Source organism: Bacillus sp. 05T22, assembly GCF_056396765.1.
Map to the genome: position 1 here is coordinate 1 of NZ_JBFTMC010000041.1, position 26,841 is coordinate 26,841.

A 26,841-nucleotide genomic window follows, 5' to 3' on the forward strand; every position below is an offset into this window, starting at 1 on the left:
GGGAATACACTTAAACAAATCAATACAACTAGTCCAAAATATATCCCGGCCCGATTAAATGTATTATTCACCTTTTCACCCCTTTTCACCAACGAGCCCCGTTGGCTTGACTACCAAGAAAAACAACAACATTAACATATTTATTGCGAGTGATAAATCAGGTAAATAATAAGCCGTAAACGCTCCAGCCAATCCAACAATTAAAGACGCAATCGCTGAACCTTGCACGCTTCCCAATCCTCCGATAATGACAACAATAAAAGCTAAAATTGCATACTGCATACCCATTTCAGCGAAAATAACTCCTGAATATGGGGCAAGGAGAAATCCCCCTAACGCGGCCATTCCAGCCCCTAATAAAAAGACAAATGAAAATATCGCCTTTATGTTAATACCAAGAGCTTGAACCATCTCCTTATCTATTACACCCGCACGAATCATAAGACCAATTTTTGTTTTACGTAGTAACAACATCAGGCCAATATAAATAAGTACCCCAACAATAATAACAAACRATCGATACTTTATTAATATAATTCCATCGAATGTCAAGCTTCCTTGTAACCATGTTGGTAATTTAGCACTAATTGGATTCGGTCCCCAAAATACTTTTATACATTCACTAAGTACAAGCATTCCACCAAGTGTAACGAGAAGCTGACGAACATGATTTCCATAAACAGGACGAATAAGGAATCTTTCTAAAACGAAACCAAGAAACATTCCTATCAAAATCGCACCTATTAATGCAAGTACATAGCTACCCGTCATATTGAATAACCAAACCCCTGTAAAAGCTCCCCATGCAAACAATCCACCATGGGCAAAATTGAGCACACTCATTAAACCAAAAATAAGTGAAAGTCCCGATGCTAATAAGAAAATAAGCATACCTGTTGAGACGCCATTTACAAATAAGTTAACTAACACATCCACGTTCCATACCTCCTCCGTATCAATGTTAAGAAATCCCTAGATACTTATGACATGTTTCCTTATCTTCTTTCAGTTCATTCATTGGACCGTTATGCACGATTTTTCCATTGTCMATAATGTAAAAATAATTACCTATCTGGCTTGCCATCATAAAGTTTTGTTCTACAAGCAAAACAGTCGTTTTCTCTTTCATTTTCAAAATAGCCGACATTAACTTTTCAATCATAATCGGCGCTAATCCTTTACTTGGCTCATCAATTAATAGCAATCCATCACTATTAATGAACGCTCTTGAAATCGCCAGCATTTGCTTTTGTCCTCCGCTCAACAGCCCACTTTTTTTATTCCAATATTGTTTTAAATCTGGAAATAAATCGAGCATCCATTCTACCTTTTCTGCATATTCTATCCCTTTCTTTACTCCAGCGAGAGCAAATGTTTCTTCTACCGTTAAATTATGAAAGATCCCTTGATTTTCTGGCACATAGCCCATTCCTTTTCGCGAAATCAGATGAGTAGATAGACCATTTACTTTCTCATCACAATAATAAATTTCTCCATTAGAAATCCGATTAAACCCCATAATTGAACGTAAAGTCGTTGTTTTTCCAGCCCCATTTCTTCCGAACAATACGGTGATTGTTCCTTTCTCAACCATAAAAGAAACACCTTGCAAAATATGAAACTGATCCAAATACGTTTCTATATTATCCACTTTTAATAGTGTCACCGTATAATCCCCCTAAGTATGCCGTTTGTACACGTTCATCCTTCATAATCTCTTCTGGTAACCCTTCGGCCAATAACTCGCCATGAAATAGTACAATTAAATGATCTGATAAATGTAGAACCATATCCATTTTGTGTTCAATAAGTACAATTGTATTCTCACGATTTTTCTTTATATTCTCTATCACTTGAAGAATAGCTGGGACTTCCTCAACAGAGATACCCGCTGTTGGTTCATCAAGTAGCAATACATCTGTTCTGAGCGCTAGCAGCATGGCCAGTTCTAATTTTCTCTTTTCCCCATGTGCTAAATCTTTCGCTAGCACTTCTTCTTTTTCGTGAAGCAATACTGTCTTCAAAAGACGTCTCGCCTCCCCCATCTGCTGCTTGAATCGTGAGAAGTTTGGAAAAAAACTATAATAATCTTGAACAAACGACTGTACACTTAAGCGTACATTTTCAATCACTGTTAATTCCGGAAAAATATTTGTAAGCTGGAAAGAGCGCCCCATACCAAGGCGGGTTCGCACTGGAATCGATAACTTTGTAATGTCACGTTCTTTAAAATAAATCTCACCTTTTGTTGGAGAAATCTGTCCACTTAACAAGTTAAATAGAGTTGTCTTCCCTGCTCCGTTGGGTCCAATAATAGAAATAAGTTTTCCTTTTGGTATCATCAAATTTACGTCTTTAATGACATGATGTTCTCCAAATGAGACACAAAGATTTCTAGTCTCTAACAAGTTCCTCACTCTATACCCTCCTCAAAAAATTCATATTTTCAGGGTGAAAAAGAGAAGTTGATGTAAAGAGAGATAACCTCCTCTCTTTACATCTTTTAATTCCGGGATATTCAATCTATTTATTTTGAATTGGTGGCTCTGTTTCTTTCATTGTTAATTCTCGCTCTAGAACAGGTACTGGATAATCAACACCCTCTTGTTTTTGTAACATTATAGAATAAAGCGCTTGCAAAGCTTGATGGTCTTTCTCTCTAAATTTCATTTTTCCTTTTGGTGTCTCAAATTCCATTCCTTCCATTTTCTTAATAAGCACATCAACATCTGTATCGCCTTTTGTTTTCTTTAACCCTTCAACGATGGAAATTGCCGCTGACATTCCTCCAGCTGTAAACAAATCTGGAACTGTTCCATTGAAACGTTTCTTATGTTCTCCCACTAGCCAATCGTTCACTTTATTTTTCGGAAGTGTATGATAATACACTGAAAATCCTTGCATGCCTACTAATGCATCCATCGTCTTTAATGCTGGTATATCCGGTGCCCCCGTTGAAATCTTAATCCCTTGCGCTTCTACATTCATATCTTTTAATTGCTTCCATGGTGAATTCGCACCAGCCCAAACAACAAATAAATAATCTGGTTTTGAACTAATGATGTTTTGAATATTTGCAGTAAAATCAGTAGAATTCGTATCAGCATATTGTTCATTTACAATATTTGCCCCTAGCTTCTTCGCTCCCGCTTTAAATGCAGCAATTCCTTCACGACCAAAGGCGTTATCTGGAGCAAATGTTGCAATCTTTACATCTTTCTTAGCGATGGATGCAGCACCAGCAATTGCATCTTGAGATGAATTTCTGCCTGTTCTAAAAATATATTTATTCCAGTTCTTCCCCGTAATACTATCTGCAACCGCAGGTTCAACAATCATTATTTTTTCATATTCTTCCGCTAGTGGTAACACTGCTAATGTATCACTTGAACTCGAAGATCCAACAAGAAAATCAACCTTGTCTTCCTCTAATAGTTTCGTAGCTTTTTTAACTGCTACATCCGCTTTTGTTTCCGTATCTTCTACAACAAACTTAATCTTCTTCCCTTCTACTTTCCCTGTTCCGCCTGTTGCGTAATCTAGCCCTAGTTCAAATCCGTTTACCGTTTGTTTCCCATATGATTCAAGCGGTCCTGTTAACGAAGCAAGAACACCTACCTTAATGGTCTTCTCATCATCTGTACTTGCTTTCTCCCCTGAACATCCTGCTGTTACTAACAATGAACCAAGAATACATCCCGTAAACACCATTTTTAGCCACTTACGTTTTTTTGCTGACATTGTGATCCTCCCCATACTTTACTTTCTGATAGAATCAAATACACCAAAGTAACCATCCGTAATCATGACTTTTTGTTTTTAACAATGTGAACTATGTTGTCAATAGAAATTTCTCGAAGTACCTCTACATTCGCCAGACATTTCCAAATCCCTTCCAATACATTTGTAAATATTCATACGATTATATGAATTATACATATCATTCCTTGAGCAAATACATTTAAATAACTGTGCTCTTCCTCTAATATATTAGCCCACAAAAAAAGACTAACTTCCAAAATGAATTAGTCTTTTCCACCAAGCACACTACTCTTAAGACTCTTTACGTAAAAAGTCTACTATTGCACGATAAACAGCATACATTTCGTAGTGATGTTTTTCAAAACTAGGATCAGCACTTGTTCTCACAATAACAAGGTTTTCTGGTTGGTTTATATAAATATTCTGACCCCAAATTCCTATAGCAAGAAATTCTCCGACTATATAATCTGGTCCAGGAGTCCACCATTGATACTGATAATTATCAGTGAAATGAGATTGATTATCTTTCAGTAGATTATACCTTTCAGGTATTGTTGATTCTCGAATCCACTCTTGAGAAATAATCTGTTTCCCCTTCCAATTTCCATTCTGTAAGTAGAGTAATCCAAATCTAGCAAAATCTCTCAACGTAGCATTCAAGAAAGAATAAGGTATCATGCTCCCATCACTACCTATATTCCAAAATGCATGGGACTCCATTCCAAGCGGTCCCCATATTTTCTCTTGTAAATATTGTGCTAAGTTCCGTCCAGTTGCTTTTGCAATCAGCATGCCTAACACTTGCGCATCTATACTTTTATAAGAAAATTCCCTAGAAAATTCTTTATACTTAAATTGATTTATATACTCATTCACACTCTTACTTGCAGTCAATGACGCTTGCATCAGCATATAAAAATCTGATGACAAATTATGATAATCTTCATTAAAATAAATACCAGAACACATCTGTAGACATTCCTTAATAGAAACATTCTTATATCCCGAGTTCTTTAACTCTGGCAAATAAGCAATGATTGGATCCTTTACTGATTTAATATCCCCTTCATCAATTGCTATACCTACTAAAGCAGATAAAAAAGATTTTGCTACAGACCATGAAGTATTAAGAGATTTACACGTATTTCCATGAAAGTATCGCTCATTTACAACTTTATGATCTTTCATAATGAAAAGGCCTGTCGCCATCGTGTTTTTAAGAAACTCATCAAGAGTTGATTGTTTTCCATTATAGCTGTACGTAACATTCATATCCTTCAAATCATAATCAAATCGAGAAATATGTCCTTTACGTTTCACCTTTTGGGCTGGGTATACTTTAGAAAGATTACGGAAGTTTTCAATTGTTTTTTTCTTATCAAATAGTATATGAAAATCCACAAAACGCTTCTTATTTGTAGTATTCTTATTCCTTAAATTTAGTAAATCGTTTAAACCAACGGCTATTGAAGCTGGAATCATAATAGTTCTTTTAAAACTATACTTCTTATTCATCTTATTCTCCTTGGATCAAAACATATTACTTTCAACCTTCTTAACCTATACTTAAAAAAACTCATATTCACCCTAATAATGTCAATTATGAACAACACAGAAAGATTACTCCCTAGCTAATTCTAATATAATTATAATCCACTTCAAAAACCCAAAGTATGCAGTGCGATTTATAGTTCATGTATGAATCTATTCATAAAGCTCTTAGCTGCTTTAGAATTGGCTCGGTACGGTATTGGCGTGGTTGCAGTAGCACTTCGAGCGTCATTATCGATACACCCATTATTCAATGGCTATAACGATTCATGGTTAATTGATATAATAAAAGCAACAGTAATAGGAAATAAATTAACTCAACCTGAGCAGATCGTAGATAYTGTTTATCTTATTTCATGGGAAGTAGTAAATGTAATTAATGATAGAGTTGTTATGGTGGATGAAGGTTACGCTTCCTTTAAATAATATTAACTTTCCAATCACTATCATTTTTATACATGCAAAAGCAGCGTAGAATCTATAATTCTACGCTGTTTTTCTACATCAACACAAATTATGAAATCGAGTTACTCTCTAAACCACCTAATCCTTCTGCCAATTGTTTCTTATCTAAATTCTCACCAATCATCACAAGATTTGTGGGAAATCCGAAGTCCTGCTCCAGTAAAGTTGGTACACCAAATGAATATTGTAATAAGTGTGGATATTTATCCCCATGAAATTTCACAAATCCTTTTACACGATAAATCTCCTGTGGTAAATTTGAAAGCCATTCGTATAATTGATCTTGATCGATTGATTTTGTAAATTGATATGTCATCGTTTGTATATGTAAATGCTGCTTCATATGTAATGTTTCATGTTCTTCATTTTCTGTAAGTTCCACATCTTCTATATCCTCTAAAGATATATTACAATACTGTGTTTCATACAATTTCGCATGTTTATTAATTGCTGCTACTTCTTCTAAAACTTTTTTCTTCTCCTCATCTTTTAATAAATCTGATTTATTAATGAGGATATGACTTCCGTATTTGATTTGTTCATTTAAAAGTTGTTGAATATTTTTACTTAGTGTATCACGATTTAACCATCTCATCGCATCTAATACAACAACGATGGATTTCACGTCAAGATAAGGAGCTAAAATAGGTGACAGGCATGCATCTAATACTTCAATTGGGTGAGCAACTCCTGTTGTTTCTATATAAATTACATCTGGTCTCTCTTGTTGATATAAAGAATGTAACTGAATCTCAAGTTCATCTTTTAACGTGCAACAAATACAACCTTTTAAAAGTTCTCTTAAAATATTCTCTTTCCCTATAATATCTGTATCTACCGAGTATTCTCCTATTTCATTCATTAAAACAGCAACTTTTCGAGTTTTCTTCTTTTCTGCTAGTAGTAAATTTTGTAGCAATGTGGATTTCCCACTTCCTAAAAAACCACCTAGTATATGAATTTCTACTTTACTCATATGACCGACCATCCATTTCTATGCTTTTAATATACTTTAAAGCGTAATTATTACGATTTATATTTATTATTTTATTAAAATAAATGCAATTTGTAAACAAAACACTCCGATTGTTTTGTATTCCTATATATATTTCGGATCTTCTGTCTTCATAAGCCCATTATGAATAATATAAATTATCTGTTCCATTGTTAATGGATTCGGCATCCGAAGTTTCTTCTTTTAATAAGGATTACATTCAAGAAAAGATGCCCCTGTTTCATTCCCTATGATTCACAACTATATAAACGGATTTATTTTCAAATACTTGAATATCTTTTGTGAAATGGAATAAACTAGGTTAGAATCTGTAGAAGTAAGACCTGTTTTTTCTTACATATCAAAATTACTGAAATAGTGAGGAATTGTCATATGAAAAAAGGTATTAACCGTGTTGTATTAGTAGGAACCGGCGCAGTAGGATGCAGCTATGCCTACTGCATGATTAACCAAGGTGTTGCAGAAGAATTTGTYCTCGTTGATGTAAACGAAGCAAAAGCAGAAGGAGAAGCTATGGACTTGAGTCATGCAGTTCCCTTTGCTCCAGCACCAACAAGAGTTTGGAAAGGTAGCTATGAAGATTGTAAAGATGCGGATCTTGTTGTAATTACTGCTGGTTTACCACAAAAACCAGGTGAAACACGCTTAGACTTAGTTGAAAAAAACACTAAAATCTTTAAACAAATTGTTCGTAGCATTATGGATAGCGGATTTGATGGCATCTTCTTAATCGCTACAAACCCTGTAGATATTTTAACTTACGTAACTTGGAAAGAATCTGGATTACCAAAAGAACGTGTAATTGGCTCTGGTACAACTCTAGATTCTGCTCGTTTCCGCTATATGCTAGGAGAATATTTCAATATTGACTCTCACAATATTCATGCTTACATCATCGGTGAACATGGTGATACAGAACTTCCAGTTTGGAGCCACGTATCAATCGGAATTCAAAAACTACAAACGATTCTTGAAAAAGATAATGACCTTAATCAAAAAGGTTTAGATGAAATCTTTATAAATGTTCGCGATGCTGCTTATCACATCATTGAACGAAAAGGTGCAACATACTACGGAATCGGTATGTCCCTTTTACGTGTAACAAAAGCAATCCTAAATGATGAAAATAGCGTATTAACTGTATCTGCATATCTTGAAGGTCAATATGGACAAAAAGATGTTTATATCGGTGTTCCCGCAGTCTTGAATCGTCAAGGTGTTCGTGAAATTTTAGAAGTTGAATTAAGTGAAGATGAAGAATTAAAGTTCGATCACTCTGTTCAAGTACTAAAAGAAACAATGGCTCCTATACTGTAAAATACATGCTACTTATGCCCTTACAAAAAAAGCAATCCAAAATACTTGGATTGCTTTTTGCATAGCTTAAAAATTCATTCCGTATTTAGATCCGATTTCTCTCCATCGTGCACTTCAAGCACATCAAGTAAAAAGATAAAGATTGGAATTCCAATAATGAGYCCCCATATTCCTAAAAAATGCTCTGAAAAGATAAGAACCATAAACGTATAAAAAATGGGTAAATTCGTTTTTGCGGACATAAGTTTCGGATTTAAGAAGTAACTTTCAATTGCATGAATAACTGCAATAAAAATTAATATGTATACGACATATGCAATTCCACCAATATTATACGCAATGATACAAAGTGGAAATAGTGAAATAATAACACCTGCAACAGGAATTAAACCAAGCAAGAATATCATAACCGCTAATACAAGTAGCTGCGGGAAACCTAAAAATACTAGTGCAATGACAGAAAGAATACAGTTTACAACGGCAATTAAAAACTGTGCCTCAATGACTTTTCCAAATGAACGCGCAAATTTCTGACCAAAATATGCAATTTCCTTATAAAAAATACTAAGTTTACTATCCTCAAATTTTGAAGTAAAAACAATGATACGCTCTTTTTCTAATAAGAAAAATAAACTTAAAATAAGGGAAAGTAAAATTTGCAAACTTAACTTTCCAATATTCGCCAAAGATTGATAAATAACATCCACACCTTGTTCAATATATTTTGATACTTCCATCTGATTAATTACAGAAAACACATATCTTATCATTTCGTTATCAGGGGGATTTTTAAAAAACAATTTGAACTGGTAAATCAATTGTGAAATTTGTATCGTTAATACAGGTAAATATTTATATAACGTAGTAACAATAAACGTAACTACAACAATGTATAAAAAGGCGATAATCACTTTCCTATTTATCCGTACAAAACGACTAAGTTTTTCAGAAATAAATCTTTGAAAGCGATCCATTAGAAACGTAAGGATAAAGGTAATCAATATTAAATTAATCATACTTTTTAGCCCGTATAATATAAGGGCTAAAATGACTAATATAAGAAGCCTCTGAACCCCTCTACTTTGAAAGAAATTTTTCATTTGAATCATTAAGTCTCACTCTCCCCCTTCGACGGATGGAAATTCCATATATTCATGAAAGTACTAACCGTTTATTCGTTACTATATTAAGACATTTTATGAACTTCTAAAGACAATCTTTCTCACTAATTTGAAAGTATCCTCTTTTTCTTTTTAATTGTCTTATTTTCTTAATCCATTTCGAGGGGGATAACTATATCAATATGAACAGTACGTCACAAAATCCAGTCGTTTTTCATTTGTTCGTGTTACTACTCATATACACATCCTATTCAAAATACAGGACTAACTAGGCTATAAAATATAGCTTTCATGGACAATCATCTCCCTCGCTTTTCTCTAAAGTTTGAAGTGACGAGACTTACTGCTTACGAATAGCCGATTAACGTATTTATTTGTAGCTACTATGTCTTTCCTTATTTCTGCTTCATCCGCTTCGCTAATAATTCCTTTACTTGATTATACGTTAGCCCGGAATTTTTATTTAAGCGTTTTACTTCATCAATATCAGTGCCTACAACTGTATATTTCTTCTTTTTATTCATCACGACACATCCTTTTATAAAATTCTACTAAGTCGAGCACATATTATTTGTTATATTTCTTCCCTAAACTAAGAATTCATACTCGTGAAATCCTAACTGCTAAAATCATTGCATGAAAAAAAGAAGCTATTTGGCTAATAGCTTCTTTTTCTACTATATATATTTTCCATCTTAATAAAATTTCACTACATCTTCAGTAGGTAAGAACGTTCTTTCACCCGGTTGTTCATTCGGTTCACCAAATGGCATTTGTGCTACTAAGCTCCATTCTGCTGGAATATCCCATGTTTCTTTCACTTCAGCATCCACAATTGGATTGTAATGTTGTAATGACGCTCCGATTCCTTCTGCAGACAATGACATCCAAACCGCATATTGTAACATCGCACTTCCTTGGTGAGACCAATATGGGAACTGCTCTTTATATAAAGGTGCATTTTCTTGCATTTGTTTTACAGTTGCTTGATTTTCAAAGAATAATACTGTTCCTATCCCGTCACGGAAACCTTTTAGTCTTTCTACAGTTGCTTCAAAATTTTCTGCTGGCACGCGTGTTTTAAGTGTTTCTTTTACGATATCCCAGAACTTTTCATGCTCTGCATCCATTAATACAACCATACGACCACTTTGCATATTGAAAGATGATGGTGCATGTAAAGCTGTCTTTAAAACATCTTGGATTCTTTCTTTTGTGATCATAGCATTTTTTGTTACTTTACGGATTGAACGACGGTTTACGATTGCTTCTTTTAAATTTGTTGTAGTTACTGACATGTTAATTCCTCCAAGTATATAAGTTGTATAATTTATATAAACAAATAGATTTGATTCTTCAATTGAAGATAAGTATTAGCAATATCCATCAGTTGTACATTGCATTCCATCAAATGAATTTGTTTTTTCCTTTTGTATTTCTTTATCAATTACTCTTTCTAACATTTCCTTACTAGCAAGTCCTTGAATCACTTCTTCCCCAATCATTACAGTTGGAACAGCCATAATATTTGCTTCATCGTATGCATGTTGGATTGCTTGTTGGTGCTTCTCTTTATATTTACGAGTTACTAAAGCTTCTTTAAATTCAGCTTCAGTAAGACCCACTTCACCTGCTAATTTTGTTAGTACATCTATCTCTTCAATATTTTGTTCCTCCTGAAAAAATGCTGTGAACACTCGATGATGAAAAGCATTTTCCAAGCCATGTTCCTTTGCAAATTGATATCCCTCAAACGCTAAATGCGTATATGGATGAGGAGAAACACGTGGTAAACGCATCTCAACTCCTAATTTTTTCGCAGTAGGAAGAATAAAAGAATCCCAAGAACTTAATTTATCCGGCTCTTGCCACGGATCAATTTTTAAATATGGACTTGGACGTAATTCAAATGGCATCCATTCAATTTCTACATCTTTTTCCTTAGCTACTTCATCCAATGGGCCCTTTGCTAAAAAACAAAATGGACAAATAAAATCAGAGTATACTTTCATTTTTACAGTCATGTTATTACACCTTACTTTCTTTTAATTTTATAAGATGTAACAAATTAAGTTACATCAATGAGAAAAAAATATGCATTCTCTTTTTATCGAGCTTTGCATTTTTCAAGCATTCATTTTCTCTTGTAGCGATTCAAACAAATGCCCCATCGTGATATTTTTTAAAACTTCTTCCATTGCAGATTGCGCTTGAACTAAAATTACTTCTAATACGGCTTGAATATTTGCTCCAATAGGACAATCTGGATTGGGTTGTTCATGAATATGGAATAACTTATCTTCCTCAACTACATTTACTGCATGATACACATCTAATAATGTAATTTCATTGAAATCCTTTAATAATCCAGCCCCACCTGGCCCTCGATTTACATAAACAAACTTAGCCTGTTTTAAGTAAGACATTATTTTTCGAATTACAACCGGATTTGTATTTACACTCTCAGCCATAAATTCCGAAGTACAAATAGAAGATGGATTATTTTTCAAAATTGATAACATATGAATAGCTATAGAAAAGCGGCTACTAATTTTCATCGTGATCACCACCTTGATGTAATCATGATAGTTACAACTCGAAAATAAGTCAATCCTTTTTATAGATTTTATTTGAACATTATTATAGTTAAAAACAAATAAGCATCTCATTATCATATATGAGACGCTCTTTATCATTCTGCGAATAGCCCTTGGAACTCTTCAATAAATAGTTGAACAGCTAGTGAAGATTCCTTGAATGAAGGAACAGCTAAAGCAATTTCTCTCCATACTTGAGGTGCTAATTCTCTCGTTTTCACATTTGGAGGTAAATTCGTTAAAGATAATTCAGCTAATATCGCTAAACCTAACCCCTCTTGGATCATATTTAAAGACGTTGTAACAGTAGACACCGCATACTCAACCCGAAGTGGTACGCCCGCTTGTTTAAACATATCAATAATTGGCGGTTCGTATCCTCCCTTAAATAAAATAATTGGTTCATTTTCTAAATCACTTATTGTAATAGCTTCTTTTTCACAAAGAGGGTGATCATCACGCAGGACAACAACCATTTCTCCCTTCGTTAACGGCACAATCTCCATTTCTTTATTGGGCAAAATAACAATTCCAACATCAATTACACGTGATAATAGCAACTCTTCCACTTCTTTAAGAGTTCCTTCATAGAGAACCAGCTCTAAATTCGGATATTTTTCACGAAAGATATTAATCATTTTAGGCAAAAAATATGCTGATGCACTTGGAAAACTTCCGATTCGAATTGTACCAACTTCATGCCCTTTCTCCATCGCTACTTCTTGTTCTACTTTCTCAACACCATTTAAAATTTCTCGAAAATGAACTAAAATACGATTTCCTACATCAGTGAGAATCAAACCTTTTCGTTTATCACGTATGATAAGTGTCACACCTAATTCCGATTCTACACTAGAAATAGCATGGCTGACAGCTGGTTGTGTCATGTTCAAAACTCCAGCCGCCTTCGTAAAACTTCCCAGTTCAACTACTTTTATAAAAACTTGAAGTTGTGTAATGGTCATAACAAATTACTTATACTCCTTATAAAAAAGATTCATTTTATTTATCATGTTCAATATCATATCATAGTGAAATGAAATACAACAAGGAGGTACTATTGTGACGCAGCTTTCGCGAACAAAAACGGCCATAATCCTCTCATTTCTCGTTCTTATGTGGGGAATTAATTGGCCTTTATCTAAATTCGCTCTGCATTATACGCCACCCGTATTATTTGCAGGAGTTAGAACATTAATAGGTGGATTGATTCTACTTATTTTCGCATTACCAAAATACAAACAACTAAATCTAAAAGAAACTTGGCATTTATACTTTATTTCAGCTCTACTCAACATTATTTTATTTTACGGACTACAAACCGTAGGGCTTCAGTATATGCCCGCTGGACTCTTTTCCGCTATTGTATTTCTTCAGCCTGTCTTACTTGGAATTTTCTCTTGGATTTGGCTGGAAGAAGCAATGTATGGCTTGAAAATTTTTGGTCTTATTCTTGGATTTACGGGTGTTGCCGTTATTAGCTCTAGTAGCTTAACTGGACATATTTCTGTCATCGGCATCTTACTTGCTTTAGGATGTGCAATTGGATGGGCGCTTGGTACAGTGTTTATCAAAAAAACTGGAAACCGTGTAAACGCAATTTGGATGGTGACACTTCAACTTATTATCGGAGGATTTTGCTTAATTGGCTTTGGTTCAAAATTTGAAAGCTGGTCCAGCATCGCTTGGAGCATACCATTTGTAATCGTACTACTATTCATCTCAATCTTTGTTATCGCAATGGGCTGGCTTGCTTATTTTACACTTGTCGGAGCTGGAGAAGCAAGTAAAGTTGGTGCCTATACATTTCTTATTCCACTTATCGCAATTATTATAAGTTCTATTTTCCTACATGAGGCGATTACAATTAGCTTATTTGTTGGCCTTCTATTTATTGTCGTAAGCATTTGTTTTGTAAATATAAAACCGAAATCGCTCATCATGAAACTGGATAGGCTACACTGAACTAGACAAAAAAACTAAGGCCAAGTAGATTACAACTAATATATTTGAGCCCTGTTCAGTACAGGCAGGAACACCTWAAAAAAATTGTCTAGTYTCGTGTTGACATACCACACGTATTTTATAGCAAAAGAAGAGGATTCATTTTGAGTAAAGTTTAATCAAAATGAATCCTCTTGTTGTACCTTCATACAACAAAAAAACACCCTATTATTTGTGTGATAAGGAAGTTTTTTATTAGATTTAGTAGCCGGTTGTAATTTTAATTATATTCCTGTTTTAATGTTCTAAATGCAAATGCACCTGAAATGATTTGTAAAACCACTGGAAGAAATAATATAAATAATCCTAAAAACAATGAAATTATACTTAATACAATCATACAAATACCATAAGTTTTATTATTTATTTTATTAACACAACAAGCTAATACTAATAGGCCTATTTGAATAATTAAGGCGATGCTAGAAGTAATGATAATATATTCTTCAATACCTCCAGAACTAGTGTGAGAACTAGTGTAGGAAATACTACCAATTACAATAAATAAAGAAAGTAAGAGTCCTAAGATTCCTCCGATTAAGCCGATTACAAATTCTACAGTGCGTTTCAAATTACAATACCATCCTTCAAAAATATTATTTAAATTAATCCTTATATATATTTACCATTATTTCGTAATAACTAAATGTCTTAATGAGATTCTTGCTTTAAAGATCGAAATGCAAATCCACCAGAAATAATTTGAAGAATTATTGGAATAAGTAAAAGGAGTAATGACATAACCAATGTTACTAATGGGAGTAATATCATACAAAGTCCATAGGCTATATTGTTAACCTTATTTACTGAACATGCTAAAACTAACAGCCCTATTTGAATAATTAATAAAATAGAATAATAAGTTAAAAGTTTATAATCAATATAACCATCCATAGCAGTTATAGCTATCATCAATATAATAAAAGAACCTATAACTCCAAAAATACCACCAATTAAACCTAGTATAAATTCAGGTGTTCTTTTCAATTCTAATACCTCCCTAACTATTAATATATTATGTATTTAATGTCCATTTATCTATATTATCAAATATAATTTGGAAAAACTATGCATAAATGTATTTGGTTTAATAAATAATTGTGCACTGAGGAGACAAAGAACGAGTTAAAAGATATGTTAGAGGACTCTCTAAACAGAAAACTTTAACAAAATATAGATTTGATATGTAAGGGAACTTCGGCTCTATTTTTATTTCCCTCCGACAGGATATGACAAAATAGCGTTATTACATTTGCTATGATGAGGTGTGAAATCTTACGTTTTATATATTCGGAGGGAACAAATATGTTTAAGAAAATGAGTACAATCGCTTTAGGAAGCGCTTTAGCATTTAGTTTAGCTGCTTGTGACGATTCCACAAATAAAGCTACTACAAACACAAATGACAAACCAAAACAAGAAGAACCGAAAAAAGGAGAGAAAAAGAAAATTACTGCTGCTGATGTAGATGCAATCAAAACTGGAGATTCTTCAACTGGTGAAGGCGGAGATACATACGAAGATTTAGTTACGAAATTCGGTGAACCTAATACAAAAGGGTACAGTTCATAACACCTTTTTGTTTTTTAATCAATATTATTCAACCTACTCTATCTAATCGACGCGTTACTACAGTATGTGTTGTCGCGATTGTCCAGGCTTCTAAACTTGCTGCCGTGACACCTTTTATCACACTTCATATACAAATTATTGTTCCTCTGGGTAATCACAATATTCGATAATTGTCCCCTCTGTATCTGCTGGATTGAGGTAAATTAATCTTCTACCATGCTTGTTTATACGGAGTGTATGCTCCAACGTTCGAATTCCTTGTTGTTTTAATTCTTCTAAAGCTTGATCCAAATTATCTACACGATAAGCAATGTGATGTACACCTTTTCCTTTTTACTTTATAAACCTTGCAATTGGCGAAGTTGTATTATTCGTCGGCGCAAGTAACTCAATTCTATCTCCGTTCACTTCAAGAATAGCCACTTCACTCTCAACACCTATCGCTTCACTTATGTAACGATCTATTAATGTTCCTGATAAGACTTTTTCATAAAAACGTATACTACTATCTATATCACGAACAGCAATACCAATATGATCAATTCTTTTATTCATTTCGTTTCTCCTAGTTTCATTTTACTTCTTTTATAAAAGATATCTAATCAAATTGCCATCTATGAATGATCCAGATCTCTATATTTATTATACATCTAAATTATTATAAAAACTCTCGCTATTCATCTCCTATAATAATAAAAAAGTTATAGAAACGAATTCTATAACTTTTTTTGGTACATATAACTACTTATTTACTCTCGCTACGTTAGAATGCATTTCACTTTTCATTCGTAAATAACTAATCCCATATCCAATAAGTCCACCAATAATAGCTGGGAAAATCCATCCGAGCCCTACTTCATGCATCGGAAGAATTTGAGCGAACAGCTGATTAACTACTTGAATATTTACTCCAGCTGCACCAAGTCCATCAAATAAACTTATAATAAATGTTACAAGTAAGCTTGCTTGATAAACTTCTGATCTCCCTTTAAATAATGGATGTAAAAACGTTAAGAAGATTAATACAATTGCTAATGGATATATAGCTGTTAATACAGGAACAGAAATAGCAATTAATTGTGTTAATCCTACATTCGCAACAATTGCACTAAACACAGATAACATAATCGCGATTTTTTTGTAAGACACTTTTGGAAATAGTTTATGGAAAAATGAAGAGCATGCTGAGACAAGCCCTACACTAGTCGTTAAACAAGCTACTGTAATCATTAGTCCTAACAGTATTCCGCCATATGAACCAAAGTAGTAATTTGAAACCTTCGCTAACACTGTTCCTCCATTATCTAAATGTCCAAGCTTCGCTACACTTGAAGCTCCCATATAAGAAAGCGCTGTATAAATAATCGCTAATGTCGTTGCTGCAATAATTGTTGCTTTTGCACAAACGACCATAATTTGTTTTTTCGTCTTTGCACCTTTTTCTTTAATAGCATTAATGATAATAATGCCAAATACGAAAGATGCAAGCGTGTCCATTGTTAAGTATCCTTCTTGAAAACCTTTAAAGAATGCGTGAGATGTATAATTTTCAACAGGTGCTTGCATATCCCCTATTGGGTGAATAAAAGCAACGATTACTAAAATTCCAATGAACGTTAATTTGATTGGCGTCAAGATTTTTCCGACAATATCGACAATTTTCGCAGGATTGAGCGAAAAAAAACATGTAATACTAAAGAATATAATTGTAAAAATGATTAAAGGCATTGAACCAAAATTCTCTGTTAGAAAAGGTTTAACACCAATTTCAAAAGAAACATTACCCGTTCTCGGTATAGCAAACAAAGGACCAATTGCTAAATACAAAACTGTTGTAAACACAACTCCGAAAACAGGATGAACACGACTTGCCAGCGATTGTAAATCCTCTTTACCTGAAATTCCAAATGCTAATACACCAAGTAACGGTAGTCCAACTCCAGTCACTAAAAATCCTGCATTCGCTGACCAAACATTTGTTCCCGCTGATTGTCCAAGCATCGCAGGGAAAATTAAATTTCCTGCCCCAAAAAAGAGAGCAAACAACATTAATCCAATAACTACTATGAACGAAAATGGTACTTTGTTCGTCATCATAAAACCTCCATTAAAAATAACGTATCTCATTTCCAAATTTAACTAATTGAAGATTCTGAATATTTAACTTAAAAGTTAGATATTCTTTTCATTTATTATAGCCCCAAGGATAATATATTGCAATACTACTTTCGAACTTTTCTTTCATTTTTAGATATACAAATATTAATAGAGACTCAATTTTCCTATTATTATATAATTCCACATCAATATTTAAGAAGGTGTTGCGTATCATCACAACACCTTCCCTCTATCGTTATATAAACAGTTCTTTACTAATAAATAGCAAAATCAACATGTTTTCCAAGTAGTAAAGATTTTTTATCTTTTATTACAAAGCAACACTTATATCTTTTTAACAAATTCAGATTTTAATTTCATTGCTCCAAAACCATCAATTTTACAATCAATATCATGATCTCCATCAACTAAGCGGATACTCTTTACTTTTGTACCGATTTTTATAACTGATGAAGTTCCTTTTACTTTAAGATCTTTGATGACTGTTACAGAATCACCATCGTTTAGTACATTTCCATTTGCATCTTTGATTACCTTTGTATCTTTGATTACCTTTGTATCTTCACTATTTTCAGTTTCTGATTCTAAAGTCCACTCATGAGCACATTCTGGGCAAACGAAAAGATTCCCATCTTCATAAGTGTATTCTGAATTACATTTGGGACAATTTGGTAAATTAGACATATTTTATTTCCTCCACTTGTTATCATTCTAATATATATGAATTATTTTCAATTTCCTTTTTACGACTTCATAAGAAAAACACTTACGAAGTTAAACTGTTTCTTATCCATTTCTCAAACTTCTATTTTTATCGAATTTCTTTCAATTTCTTAATAATCATGTTTGGTGTCGCCCATTCATCGCGATCAAAATCAGAGATAGACACTTCAATGTTTAAACGTTCATGAAATTCTACTAATAAAGATACCGTACCAAAAGAATCTAAAATCCCTTCTTCAAATAATTGCACATCTGGGTTATCTTTTACGATATCATTTTCACATACTTCTTCTAAAATGTTTAATACTTGATCTTGAAATTCAGACATTATTTATTCTCCTTTATATCCATGATTTATAATACATTTCTTCTTAAAAATCTAGTGCATTAGCTTTATTATTTATTGTATTCCCTTCCTGGGATTGCTGAGAAAGCCCGGTACATTCACGAAAAGCGAAATGCTTACACCCTATACATTTTTTCGTATTTAAATGCTCTAGAGCGTAGTTAATCGCTTCTCCTGTATGATCAAAAAAGTTTTCTTCTCCAATCTCAGCGTATAATCCATTCTTGTCTAGAGTTGTTTTTAATTCTGATTGAACTCCCGAAATGAGAAGTACGCCACCTTGTTTTTTAAAATGCTGGACAATATTCCTAAAGTATGATTCTCCTGTTGTATCAATAAAAGGAACTTTTCCCATACGTAAAATTAAAACTTTAGGTTTATAATGAATGGTTGCTAAAATGTTTTGTTCAAACGTCTGAGCAGCGCCAAAAAATAATGGGCCTTCTATTGTATAAATACTAATTTGCGGACAATCATGAGCTTTACTTACCACATGTGGTAGCAATTTTTCGTTCTTTTTTGTGTGATCAGGAAGCACTTTAGATATAACGAGCATATTGCTCATACGTTTTGTAAACAAAATAATAGCTAAAATAAGACCGATTTCTACAGCAGTTGTCAAACTAGTAAATACAGTGAGTAAAAAAGTTACAAGTAATACAAGGGAATCCCCTGTCTTCATTTTCAGTATGTGAACAAAGTGTTTTTGCTCACTCATATTCCAAGCTACTACCATTAAAATGGGAGCCATACTAGCAAGAGGAATATGCGAAGCATATGGAGCTAACAATAGAAGCGTAAATAACACAAATCCCCCATGAATCACACCTGACATCGGAGATACGGCTCCACTTTTGATATTGGTTGCTGTGCGGGCAATCGCTCCAGTTGCAGGAATTCCTCCAAATAACGGTGTAACAATATTAGCAATACCCTGACCAAACAGTTCTTTATTACTGTTGTGTTTACTATTTGTCATACCATCTGCTACGACAGCAGATAAAAGGGATTCAATACCACCCAGCATTGCAATAACAAATGCTGGACCAATTAACTGTTGTATCCGCTCTAATGTAACTTCTGGTATACCAAAATGAGGAAGTGTATTTGGAATCGTACCATATGCTGTGCCAATAGTAGGTATATGCCCTGAGAAAAATACAGCAGCAATTATAGTTGAAATAACAACACCTACTAATGAACCAGGTACTTTTGGAAAAATCTTTGGTGTTATCAATATAACAAAAAGGCAAATCAAAGCAGTTATAATACTATAAAAATTGATGGTATCAATATGGATAAAGATTTCATTTAGATTTGCTATAAATGCCTCATGCTTTTTTATACCTGTTAGACCTAAAAAACTAGCAATTTGTCCCGTAAAGATACTAACAGCAATACCTGATGTAAAACCAATTGTTACAGGGCGCGGGATAAATTTAATTAAAGATCCTAGTTTAAAAATTCCCATAAGGCATAAGATAATTCCGGCTAATAAACCGGCCAGTAGTAAATTTTCATACCCATAGGTAATTACAATCCCTAAAAGAATTGGAACAAAAGCACCTGTAGGCCCTCCAATTTGATACTTTGAACCACCAAATAACGAAACGAGTATCCCGGCAATACATGTTGTATAAATTCCATACTCCGGCTTAACACCAGAAGCTATAGCAAAAGACATAGCAAGTGGAATCGCGACAACTCCGACAATCATTCCAGAAAGAAGATCCTTTTGAAAATGTCCTAATGAATATCCTTCAAACCTTCCTGTAAATAACCCTTTCATTACAAAACCTTCTTTTCTATTTTTAATAAATCTTGCTTCTTTTCTTCTGAAAGAATATTTTCTTGTGATAAATTTGAATCCTAAATGTATGTTTCATACTTTTGTACAAGAGTTCTTTATCTCGTTACAAGAAAATATCAGTCTAGTATTGGCTATACGTTTTGCTTAAATGTCGTTCTAATTTCCCTATGTCTCCACCTTCTTGCATGTAGGATTTTAACCTTTCTGCTAAAAGTAATCCATCTCGATTATTTAATTTTTTCATATCTATAAACGATGTAACCTTTACTATATCTGGGGTAATATCTCTACGAAACATTTGCCCTGGAACTTCATTCCAGAAACGATTCCACTCGTCCAATATTCCGATTTGATCAAATAAAAAACATTGCATCCCACATAGCCAAGCTGTGCAAGCCGTATTTCTCTTTTGACATCCTACTCCTTCTTGCAAATGTTGGCATAAAAAACAACAAGAATTCCCACTTTCAATACAAACTTTACAAACGTGATGAGCTCCTATTGAGCGAAATAGTTCCATTCCGTATTGAATAATATCCTCTTTCTTAACTTCAATACTCAATCTAATCCTCCTTACTCATCACTTCACGTTCTGTTTCATCCAACTCTTCTAACATTGAAATTGTATCGATTAAATGGTTGTTAAAAATTTTCTTAGCAACTACCAGTAAATCCACAATCATAGGATCTCGCAAGGAATATAAAACTCGTTTTCCATCTTTCGTACCAACAACAATGTTCTTTGAGCGTAGTACACTAAGTTGTTGAGAAACAGCTGAACCTTCTTTATTAAGAATCGTTTGCATTTCATTTACGCTTTTTTCGCCCTCTGATAATAATTCAAGAATACCTATTCGCAAAGGATGTGATAAGGCTTTAAAAAAATCAGCTTTAAATTGTTGCATTTCATTTCCCATTCAAACGCCTCCGTTATTTATCCTTAATTTGAAAAACCATCATATACATCTTCAAATGTTTGAATATGTATATGATACTTCTAAAACTTACAAGTTTCAATATAAATTTCGAAACTTTAAAAACCTAACTGTTTTTTGTACCAGAACAAAGTTCCTTATTTTAACAGTACTCCAACAGAAGTCCCCTTCCTCAAGCACGTGTAGGGCATAGCCCAGGTGATAGGGAGGAGATGAACGTTGGTCGTGCATAGCACGAAGTTTCTATTTCCTTTTTATGTAACTTTGTGTATACTAGCAGAAAAAGGAACGTATATTCTGTTTTGTGTTAGGAATCTGAAAAACTATATCGAAAAAAGGGGGAGGGGATGACAATGTTGCTAAGCCAAAAATACGAGATTTTCGCAACCAAAGAACAAAAAGAAACGTTAGATCGTTGGCTACAATATTGTCGTCAAACTTATAACTCTGCTCTTTTAGATAAACAAAGAAAATATAAGGAAAACAAACAATTGTATACACGTTCTGATATGCAAAAGCGACAAGTAATCGATAAGAAGAGGTATCCTTTTCTCAAAGAAGTGCCATCACAGCCCTTACAAGAAGTATTTTTACGATTGGAAAAGGCATATGATGGCTTTTTTCGTGGGGATGTGGGCTATCCAAAATTGAAAAAGTATAAAGATTATAATAGTCTCACTTTCCCTCAATTTGGATTCAAACCGAATGTAACTTAATTTTAAATACACGGTTATTTATTAAGCTAAAGGATTTCTTATAAAAAATCCTCCCGCTTTTTTATAATCAAAGTTTGAATTAGCAACCTTTGATGAAACATATCTTTGTACAACAAAAAGAAAGCATAAATCTGCATTTTATGCAAAGTTATACTTCATATCACACGTTGTTTTATATTAGAATCAACGTGCAATGCTATTTTATTATCTTTTAAATGGCTTTATTATTTGTTAAACACCTTTTTAATTCGTGAACATTAATTCCCAAAATAAAACCTTTGTATAGTTATTCTTATTCTGAATGGCTTATATTGTCTTGACGCAAGATATACGAAAAAAGCACTCCATCTTGTTACAGAACCTTTTTACACAGTAAAGGACTTTTTTATTTGTTAACACTCTCACTTCTCAAATACAAAATTGATTTTATTCTCTTTCCACTCTAATTTCGCATCAAAAGTTTTATCATTCTTCTTAAAACTTTTAATTAAATCTGTTTGTTCACCTTTTAATAACTTAGTCATATTCTTTTGCGAAATTGTTTTCCCTAATATTTTTTTCGAAATCGTGAAATCACATTGTGTTGTATTATAGTTCGAGCACCCATAAAAAGTTGATTTATCGATTATATCACCATCACACTTTTTACATTCCCCTACTTTTTTACCTGTTGTAAACTTCGATCCTTTACGTTCAATTGATTCAACATGTAATCCAGTAAAATCCCACTTCTCTGACATTTCAATTGCATCTTCAATAATTTTCGCTGATAGCTTTTTCGTTTGTTCCATAAAGGTTGCTGGAGAAGCTATGCCTTCCCCAATTTCAGCAAGACGCTGCTCCCACTTCGCAGTCATTTCTGGAGAAGCTAAAATTTTATCACCAATTGCGGTAATTAATACTTTTCCTTTATCTGTTGCATACACTTGATTTTTCTTCACATCAATATACTTACGATCTTTCAGCATTGTAATGATGCCTGCACGGGTTGCCTCAGTGCCTAACCCTTCTGTCTTTTTTAATACTTTCTCTAGCTCTTCATTTTCTAAATATTTCCCAGCTGTCTTCATTAGCGTAATAAGCTGCCCTTCTGTATAACGCTTTGGTGGCTGTGTTTTTCCTTCTTTCACTTTCACCGTTACAGCTTTTCCTTGCTCACCTTCTGCTACGATTGGAAGAATGGTTTCATCGTCCTTATCATCTTGGAAAATAACTTTGCGCCATCCTTCTTGAATTTGTTGTTTCCCTTTTGAAATAAATTCAGCACGGCTATCAACAAGTGTTGTAATTGTTGTATAGTCAAAGATCGCAACTTCATAATGAGCYGCAATGAGACGCCTTACAATCATATCGTAAATTTTCTTTTCATCGCCAGATAGTTTATTTGGATTTGTCACTTGTTCTGTTGGAATAATTGCATAGTGATCTGTAACCTTTTTCTCATTCACATATCGCTTATTATTCATAATGGACTCAATCGGCGCCGGTAATAACTCTTTATATTCCTCAAACTGGCTTAATTTTTGTAAGATGTCAGGAAACGTTGCTGCTTCTCCTTGTGTTACATAGTTAGAATCAAACACTTCCCAAAACGGCTCTGATTTAAAGTTTTCTATTTCTTTTTCACGTTTCACAATTAAAGCTAATGTCGGTGTTTGTACACGACCAGCCGAAAACACATCATTCATTCCTTTTTTCTTTAGCAAAATACTAAAGACACGCGATGCATTCATCCCAACCACCCAGTCGGCACATGATCGTGTGTATGCTTCATAGTACGTATTGATTGTATCTGCTTCATCAAGTAAATTTTTAAATCCTTGGTAAATCGCTTGCTTCGTTAAGGAGGAGATCCATAGACGTTTCATCGGTTTTTGCACGTTACAAAGATTGATAATATTTCGTACAATTAATTCCCCTTCACGCCCCGCATCACCTGCATGAATAATTTCCGTCACTTGCGGATTATGTAACAGCTGTTTCACAACATTAAATTGCTTATACTTTGATTTTGTAACTTCAAATTGAAAACGTTCCGGAATCATTGGTAATGTATCGAGTGACCACTTTTTCCACTCAGTGTGATAATATTCCGGATTACATAACTGCGTCAAATGACCAATTGCCCATGTACAGTAAGCTCCATTTGGAAATAACTCATTTGCTTCTACTTCTAAATAGCCGTCTTTTCGGCGATATTTAAATTGAGAAACAAGGGCCAAACCTTGATCTGGTTTCTCGGCGAGTATTAATACGTATCCCATTTATAGGTCACTCTCCTTTATTCCTTATAAAATAAGGTATTAACACTTCTCGATTTTTTTTAAAAGTCAAAAAAATATTCAAAACGAAGATTTTTCACCAATCATAATCATCTTTTTGAATATTTATACTATTTTCAGATTTTAATTGTATAATGTTATCTCGATCTTCTTTTGGATTACTCATATCTACATTTTCACTAAACTTTTCAATATACATAATAGGATTACCAAAAGTTTCTGTCAAAGCATAATTTATTGCTTCACACTTTGTTTCCCCTGTATTTATTACTTTTTTTAATTCTTTTTCTGATCCAACAAGCATATAAAAAAATCCATCTAATAACGTGTTTAATTTTTCATTTTCATTCTCCAAGTTTTTTATTATATCATTTTTCTGATCCAATTGCCTTGAAATATCTGCTAAATTACTTTGTAAAACCCCTATTTTCTCTACCAACCTATCCACTAGATGGCTGTTGAATTATATCATTCACACCGATCTGTTAAAGAGTTAAGCAGCGAGTATGGTGTATCAGAAGTAACAATTTATAAATGAATTAAAAAATATTCTCCTATCACAACGATTGATGAGGAAGAAATGACTCCAGAAGACCTGAAACGAATGCAAAAAGAAATGCTTCGTCTGAAAGAGGAGAATGAGATTTTAAAGAAAGAAGAAGTGTATGGTACACAATATGTCACATTTGAACAAGCAAATCTAGCACTATTTCAATATATTGAGGGATTTTATAACCGCAAGCGAATCCATAGTAGCATTGGTTATAAAACTCCCCAAGCAATAGAAGATCTAGCTAAAAATGTAGCTTAGATTTAACTTTTTTGTGTCCAAAATATTGACTCAAATCCATTTAGAGAGAGGACAAAGCAGACCGACAATAAATACGCTATTTTCCTTAGCTAGAACTCTAAAAGTTAGACCAACTCAATTAATTAAAGAAGTTGAAGAATATGTAAATTATCAATAAAAAGAGCAAATCTTTAGGAGATTTGCCCTTTTTGTTGATACAGATACTCATTATTCATGCTTTTTGTTAGTTCTGGTACAGATTGGTTAGCACTTGTTTTAATTTTGGCTTAATACTAGTGACAGGACGGATCGTTTTTGCTTGTTGTTCCGCTTCATCTACATTAGAAGCATGCCCGAGCGCCAATGATAAACCAGTTGCAACTGTACCTGTACGATTACGTCCACCTGAACAATGGAAGTATACTATTTTCCCTTGTTCTACAGCCTCTTTGACTGCTCCAATTGCACTTCTTACTGATTGGAAACAGCTCATTTGCTTTGACTTCCAACATAGTCAAGGCCACCAAGGAGATTAAGCATTGTATTCAAAACGTTTCACATACTCCAATAACGTTTGGTATTGCTGATCAAGGGCATATTCATCTGTTCCAATTGGGGATTTAAAGAAGAGTGATAAGTGTTCCATTATTCCTGTCTTCCCCTTCTGAAGTGCATGATCCATAAACCGGGAAAGGTCAATTATAAGGGGAGCAGCTAAAATAGAATCAATTCCTAGCCAATTGATTTTCATTGTCATCCTCTCTCCTAACCACCCTTCAAAGTCAACCGTATCCCATGCTTCTTTTCTATCTCCTCGGATAGGAAAATAATCAATTCTAACTTTATGATCAAAATGACTGTAGCCTAATATACGTTCTAATCCAATGGACTTTGAATCAATCTTTGTTGAAGAATGCCTTGGATGATCCAAAATTTCACCATCTTGATTCCCTAGGATATTCGTGCTGTACCATCCGACAATATTCAACCCTCGCTGTTTGAACATTTTCCCTAAAACATGTTTATATAAAGTCTGTCCTGTCCTTCCATCTTTCCCTGCTATCGGAACACCCAGAGTTTCTGCAAGCTTCTGCAGCACCGGTATCTCAGCCGTCACACTCGGCGTAAAGTTCACATAAGCACATTTTGCCTTCATTGCCGCATAAGCATAAAGCATACCTGGTCGAATATCCGGTGAATTTCCCCTTAATCCGGTCTCAAATGCTTCTAATGATTGATATAATGAATGAGTTTTTGTTTTTTCTTCTGTTGAAGCGGTGTTTATCACAACAATTCTCTCAAGATCATATTTTTTCCTAAATGCCTCGATGTCTTCTTGGATCTTATCCACTGCACTCTCTAAAGTCTCAGGCTCTCCTTTCAATCTATATACTCCTTTGACAAAATCATTCACATTAGCCAGTGGCGCTTGCCAAACAGGAACATCATTGAGAATTATTTCAATCTTCTGCAAAATAGGCTCTTGAATGATACCATGTCTTTTTACTGCTTCTATCAATGAATCTTTTTGTATATCCCATCCACCAAAAGCAATCTGATCAAGCGGAGTTAGCTGCAGCGTCTCAAATTCCCTCTCTGAAGAAATAACTCCCCTTAACGGAGCAAGATTTTGATTGACTGCAAAAAGTCCGGAAATCGTTGTTGTTGCAACCGCACCCAGTATCCCCACGAATAACACACCCGTTTGATATGTCAC

Annotated in this window: 27 protein-coding genes and 5 pseudogenes; 7 read left to right on the top strand and 25 right to left on the bottom strand. The window is 33.9% G+C overall.

Translation table 11 applies throughout. From position 1 onward, the window contains the following. Positions 1 to 75: 75 nt before the first annotated feature. From AC1DIT_RS13890 to AC1DIT_RS13910, 5 genes are all read right to left on the bottom strand, one after another. On the bottom strand, positions 76 to 936 hold the full coding sequence (locus AC1DIT_RS13890) for a branched-chain amino acid ABC transporter permease (protein ID WP_476998239.1): 861 nt from the start codon (positions 934 to 936) through the stop codon (positions 76 to 78). 25 nt (positions 937 to 961) lie between these two features. Beyond that, positions 962 to 1,666 (bottom strand): branched-chain amino acid ABC transporter ATP-binding protein, encoded by a 705-nt coding sequence (locus AC1DIT_RS13895; RefSeq protein ID WP_476998240.1) that lies wholly within the window; start codon positions 1,664 to 1,666, stop codon positions 962 to 964. Next, entirely contained in the window at positions 1,644 to 2,417 is a 774-nt protein-coding gene (locus AC1DIT_RS13900) for an ABC transporter ATP-binding protein (protein WP_016114501.1), read from the bottom strand. Before AC1DIT_RS13900 ends, AC1DIT_RS13895 begins: the two co-directional genes overlap by 23 nt. 106 nt (positions 2,418 to 2,523) lie before the next feature. Continuing rightward, the gene (locus AC1DIT_RS13905; protein WP_016114500.1) at positions 2,524 to 3,741 is read right to left on the bottom strand and encodes a substrate-binding domain-containing protein; all 1,218 of its coding nucleotides are present in this window, start codon (positions 3,739 to 3,741) and stop codon (positions 2,524 to 2,526) included. A gap of 312 nt (positions 3,742 to 4,053) precedes the next feature. Continuing rightward, positions 4,054 to 5,277 carry a serine hydrolase domain-containing protein gene (locus AC1DIT_RS13910; protein WP_016114499.1) on the bottom strand — a complete coding sequence of 408 codons (1,224 nt, stop codon included), beginning with the start codon at positions 5,275 to 5,277 and terminating at the stop codon, positions 4,054 to 4,056. A gap of 219 nt (positions 5,278 to 5,496) precedes the next feature. On the opposite strand from AC1DIT_RS13910, the gene AC1DIT_RS13915 reads away from it, so the two are divergent. Beyond that, on the top strand, positions 5,497 to 5,739 hold the full coding sequence (locus AC1DIT_RS13915; protein ID WP_476998241.1) for a hypothetical protein: 243 nt from the start codon (positions 5,497 to 5,499) through the stop codon (positions 5,737 to 5,739). Positions 5,740 to 5,827: 88 nt separating this feature from the next. Here the strand turns inward: AC1DIT_RS13915 and AC1DIT_RS13920 are convergent, their stop codons facing one another. Further along, on the bottom strand, positions 5,828 to 6,754 hold the full coding sequence (locus AC1DIT_RS13920) for a CobW family GTP-binding protein (protein WP_016114497.1): 927 nt from the start codon (positions 6,752 to 6,754) through the stop codon (positions 5,828 to 5,830). Positions 6,755 to 7,165: 411 nt separating this feature from the next. Between AC1DIT_RS13920 and AC1DIT_RS13925 the strand changes: the two genes are divergently transcribed. Then, a complete protein-coding gene (locus AC1DIT_RS13925; protein WP_016131323.1) occupies positions 7,166 to 8,110 on the top strand; it encodes an L-lactate dehydrogenase in 945 nt (314 codons plus the stop codon). A gap of 74 nt (positions 8,111 to 8,184) precedes the next feature. On the opposite strand, the gene AC1DIT_RS13930 is transcribed toward AC1DIT_RS13925, so the two are convergent. From AC1DIT_RS13930 to AC1DIT_RS13955, 6 genes are all read right to left on the bottom strand, one after another. Next, complete coding sequence (locus tag AC1DIT_RS13930; RefSeq protein ID WP_016114495.1) at positions 8,185 to 9,219, bottom strand: AI-2E family transporter; 1,035 nt, start codon at positions 9,217 to 9,219, stop codon at positions 8,185 to 8,187. A gap of 407 nt (positions 9,220 to 9,626) precedes the next feature. Beyond that, positions 9,627 to 9,755: a hypothetical protein gene (locus AC1DIT_RS13935; protein WP_016114494.1), complete on the bottom strand. Its 129-nt coding sequence runs from the start codon at positions 9,753 to 9,755 to the stop codon at positions 9,627 to 9,629. Between the two features lie 171 nt (positions 9,756 to 9,926). Then, positions 9,927 to 10,529, bottom strand: coding sequence for a nitroreductase family protein (locus AC1DIT_RS13940; protein WP_016114493.1), 603 nt, complete (start codon positions 10,527 to 10,529; stop codon positions 9,927 to 9,929). Between the two features lie 75 nt (positions 10,530 to 10,604). Beyond that, on the bottom strand, positions 10,605 to 11,255 hold the full coding sequence (locus AC1DIT_RS13945) for a DsbA family oxidoreductase (RefSeq protein ID WP_016114492.1): 651 nt from the start codon (positions 11,253 to 11,255) through the stop codon (positions 10,605 to 10,607). 102 nt (positions 11,256 to 11,357) lie between these two features. After that, on the bottom strand, positions 11,358 to 11,789 hold the full coding sequence (locus tag AC1DIT_RS13950; protein ID WP_016114491.1) for an Rrf2 family transcriptional regulator: 432 nt from the start codon (positions 11,787 to 11,789) through the stop codon (positions 11,358 to 11,360). A gap of 134 nt (positions 11,790 to 11,923) precedes the next feature. Next, positions 11,924 to 12,793, bottom strand: coding sequence for a LysR family transcriptional regulator (locus tag AC1DIT_RS13955; protein ID WP_016114490.1), 870 nt, complete (start codon positions 12,791 to 12,793; stop codon positions 11,924 to 11,926). A 97-nt stretch (positions 12,794 to 12,890) separates the two neighbouring features. Here AC1DIT_RS13955 and AC1DIT_RS13960 point away from each other — a divergent pair, with 97 nt between their 5' ends. Further along, positions 12,891 to 13,793, top strand: a complete 903-nt coding sequence (locus AC1DIT_RS13960) for a DMT family transporter (protein WP_016114489.1) — start codon at positions 12,891 to 12,893, stop codon at positions 13,791 to 13,793. A 259-nt stretch (positions 13,794 to 14,052) separates the two neighbouring features. Here AC1DIT_RS13960 and AC1DIT_RS13965 read toward each other — a convergent pair whose 3' ends face one another. Both AC1DIT_RS13965 and AC1DIT_RS13970 read right to left on the bottom strand, forming a co-directional pair. After that, positions 14,053 to 14,403: a DUF4064 domain-containing protein gene (locus tag AC1DIT_RS13965; RefSeq protein ID WP_016114488.1), complete on the bottom strand. Its 351-nt coding sequence runs from the start codon at positions 14,401 to 14,403 to the stop codon at positions 14,053 to 14,055. A gap of 80 nt (positions 14,404 to 14,483) precedes the next feature. Then, positions 14,484 to 14,819: a DUF4064 domain-containing protein gene (locus tag AC1DIT_RS13970; protein ID WP_016114487.1), complete on the bottom strand. Its 336-nt coding sequence runs from the start codon at positions 14,817 to 14,819 to the stop codon at positions 14,484 to 14,486. A 318-nt stretch (positions 14,820 to 15,137) separates the two neighbouring features. Here AC1DIT_RS13970 and AC1DIT_RS13975 point away from each other — a divergent pair, with 318 nt between their 5' ends. Then, a complete protein-coding gene (locus AC1DIT_RS13975; RefSeq protein ID WP_016114486.1) occupies positions 15,138 to 15,404 on the top strand; it encodes a hypothetical protein in 267 nt (88 codons plus the stop codon). Between the two features lie 135 nt (positions 15,405 to 15,539). Here AC1DIT_RS13975 and AC1DIT_RS13980 read toward each other — a convergent pair. From AC1DIT_RS13980 to AC1DIT_RS14010, 7 genes and pseudogenes are all read right to left on the bottom strand, one after another. Then, a pseudogene (locus tag AC1DIT_RS13980) lies at positions 15,540 to 15,959 on the bottom strand (VOC family protein). Between the two features lie 186 nt (positions 15,960 to 16,145). Beyond that, positions 16,146 to 17,498 carry a branched-chain amino acid transport system II carrier protein gene (gene brnQ / locus AC1DIT_RS13985; protein WP_016114484.1) on the bottom strand — a complete coding sequence of 451 codons (1,353 nt, stop codon included), beginning with the start codon at positions 17,496 to 17,498 and terminating at the stop codon, positions 16,146 to 16,148. 348 nt (positions 17,499 to 17,846) lie between these two features. Continuing rightward, the gene (locus AC1DIT_RS13990) at positions 17,847 to 18,206 is read right to left on the bottom strand and encodes a zinc ribbon domain-containing protein YjdM (RefSeq protein ID WP_016114482.1); all 360 of its coding nucleotides are present in this window, start codon (positions 18,204 to 18,206) and stop codon (positions 17,847 to 17,849) included. A 127-nt stretch (positions 18,207 to 18,333) separates the two neighbouring features. Continuing rightward, positions 18,334 to 18,573, bottom strand: a complete 240-nt coding sequence (dltC, locus tag AC1DIT_RS13995) for a D-alanine--poly(phosphoribitol) ligase subunit DltC (RefSeq protein ID WP_016114481.1) — start codon at positions 18,571 to 18,573, stop codon at positions 18,334 to 18,336. Positions 18,574 to 18,616: 43 nt separating this feature from the next. Continuing rightward, positions 18,617 to 20,380 carry a SulP family inorganic anion transporter gene (locus AC1DIT_RS14000; protein ID WP_016114480.1) on the bottom strand — a complete coding sequence of 588 codons (1,764 nt, stop codon included), beginning with the start codon at positions 20,378 to 20,380 and terminating at the stop codon, positions 18,617 to 18,619. 142 nt (positions 20,381 to 20,522) lie between these two features. Beyond that, positions 20,523 to 20,963, bottom strand: a complete 441-nt coding sequence (locus tag AC1DIT_RS14005) for a hypothetical protein (protein ID WP_003196901.1) — start codon at positions 20,961 to 20,963, stop codon at positions 20,523 to 20,525. Between the two features lies 1 nt (position 20,964). Then, positions 20,965 to 21,318 (bottom strand): ArsR/SmtB family transcription factor, encoded by a 354-nt coding sequence (locus AC1DIT_RS14010; RefSeq protein WP_003196899.1) that lies wholly within the window; start codon positions 21,316 to 21,318, stop codon positions 20,965 to 20,967. Between the two features lie 365 nt (positions 21,319 to 21,683). Between AC1DIT_RS14010 and AC1DIT_RS14015 the strand changes: the two are divergent. Next, positions 21,684 to 22,043 (top strand): annotated as a pseudogene (locus tag AC1DIT_RS14015) (helix-turn-helix domain-containing protein); the annotation flags it as partial. A gap of 410 nt (positions 22,044 to 22,453) precedes the next feature. On the opposite strand, the gene AC1DIT_RS14020 reads toward AC1DIT_RS14015, so the two are convergent. Continuing rightward, positions 22,454 to 24,316, bottom strand: a complete 1,863-nt coding sequence (locus AC1DIT_RS14020) for a type IA DNA topoisomerase (RefSeq protein ID WP_476998242.1) — start codon at positions 24,314 to 24,316, stop codon at positions 22,454 to 22,456. Between the two features lie 94 nt (positions 24,317 to 24,410). After that, on the bottom strand, positions 24,411 to 24,782 hold the full coding sequence (locus tag AC1DIT_RS14025; RefSeq protein ID WP_016114466.1) for a hypothetical protein: 372 nt from the start codon (positions 24,780 to 24,782) through the stop codon (positions 24,411 to 24,413). A 3-nt stretch (positions 24,783 to 24,785) separates the two neighbouring features. Between AC1DIT_RS14025 and AC1DIT_RS14030 the strand changes: the two are divergent. Both AC1DIT_RS14030 and AC1DIT_RS14035 read left to right on the top strand, forming a co-directional pair. Beyond that, positions 24,786 to 24,989: pseudogene (locus AC1DIT_RS14030) on the top strand (transposase); the annotation flags it as partial. Then, positions 24,972 to 25,145: pseudogene (locus AC1DIT_RS14035) on the top strand (IS3 family transposase); the annotation flags it as partial. The pseudogenes AC1DIT_RS14030 and AC1DIT_RS14035, both read left to right, overlap by 18 nt. A gap of 223 nt (positions 25,146 to 25,368) precedes the next feature. Here the strand turns inward: AC1DIT_RS14035 and AC1DIT_RS14040 are convergent. Both AC1DIT_RS14040 and AC1DIT_RS14045 read right to left on the bottom strand, forming a co-directional pair. Continuing rightward, positions 25,369 to 25,605 (bottom strand): annotated as a pseudogene (locus tag AC1DIT_RS14040) (protein-tyrosine phosphatase family protein); the annotation flags it as partial. Positions 25,606 to 25,656: 51 nt separating this feature from the next. Then, positions 25,657 to 26,841: an inositol-3-phosphate synthase gene (locus AC1DIT_RS14045; RefSeq protein ID WP_016132734.1), complete on the bottom strand. Its 1,185-nt coding sequence runs from the start codon at positions 26,839 to 26,841 to the stop codon at positions 25,657 to 25,659.

Coding starts and splice junctions, on each gene's coding strand:
- AC1DIT_RS13920 (WP_016114497.1), bottom strand. CDS start 6,754: ATGAGTAAAGTAGAAATTCATATACTAGGTGGTTTTTTAGGAAGTGGG.
- AC1DIT_RS13950 (WP_016114491.1), bottom strand. CDS start 11,789: ATGAAAATTAGTAGCCGCTTTTCTATAGCTATTCATATGTTATCAATT.
- AC1DIT_RS13955 (WP_016114490.1), bottom strand. CDS start 12,793: ATGACCATTACACAACTTCAAGTTTTTATAAAAGTAGTTGAACTGGGA.
- brnQ (WP_016114484.1), bottom strand. CDS start 17,498: ATGACGAACAAAGTACCATTTTCGTTCATAGTAGTTATTGGATTAATG.
- AC1DIT_RS14000 (WP_016114480.1), bottom strand. CDS start 20,380: ATGAAAGGGTTATTTACAGGAAGGTTTGAAGGATATTCATTAGGACAT.
- AC1DIT_RS14010 (WP_003196899.1), bottom strand. CDS start 21,318: ATGGGAAATGAAATGCAACAATTTAAAGCTGATTTTTTTAAAGCCTTA.
- AC1DIT_RS13990 (WP_016114482.1), bottom strand. CDS start 18,206: ATGTCTAATTTACCAAATTGTCCCAAATGTAATTCAGAATACACTTAT.
- AC1DIT_RS13945 (WP_016114492.1), bottom strand. CDS start 11,255: ATGACTGTAAAAATGAAAGTATACTCTGATTTTATTTGTCCATTTTGT.
- AC1DIT_RS13975 (WP_016114486.1), top strand. CDS start 15,138: ATGTTTAAGAAAATGAGTACAATCGCTTTAGGAAGCGCTTTAGCATTT.
- AC1DIT_RS13940 (WP_016114493.1), bottom strand. CDS start 10,529: ATGTCAGTAACTACAACAAATTTAAAAGAAGCAATCGTAAACCGTCGT.
- dltC (WP_016114481.1), bottom strand. CDS start 18,573: ATGTCTGAATTTCAAGATCAAGTATTAAACATTTTAGAAGAAGTATGT.
- AC1DIT_RS13910 (WP_016114499.1), bottom strand. CDS start 5,277: ATGAATAAGAAGTATAGTTTTAAAAGAACTATTATGATTCCAGCTTCA.
- AC1DIT_RS13935 (WP_016114494.1), bottom strand. CDS start 9,755: ATGAATAAAAAGAAGAAATATACAGTTGTAGGCACTGATATTGATGAA.
- AC1DIT_RS13905 (WP_016114500.1), bottom strand. CDS start 3,741: ATGTCAGCAAAAAAACGTAAGTGGCTAAAAATGGTGTTTACGGGATGT.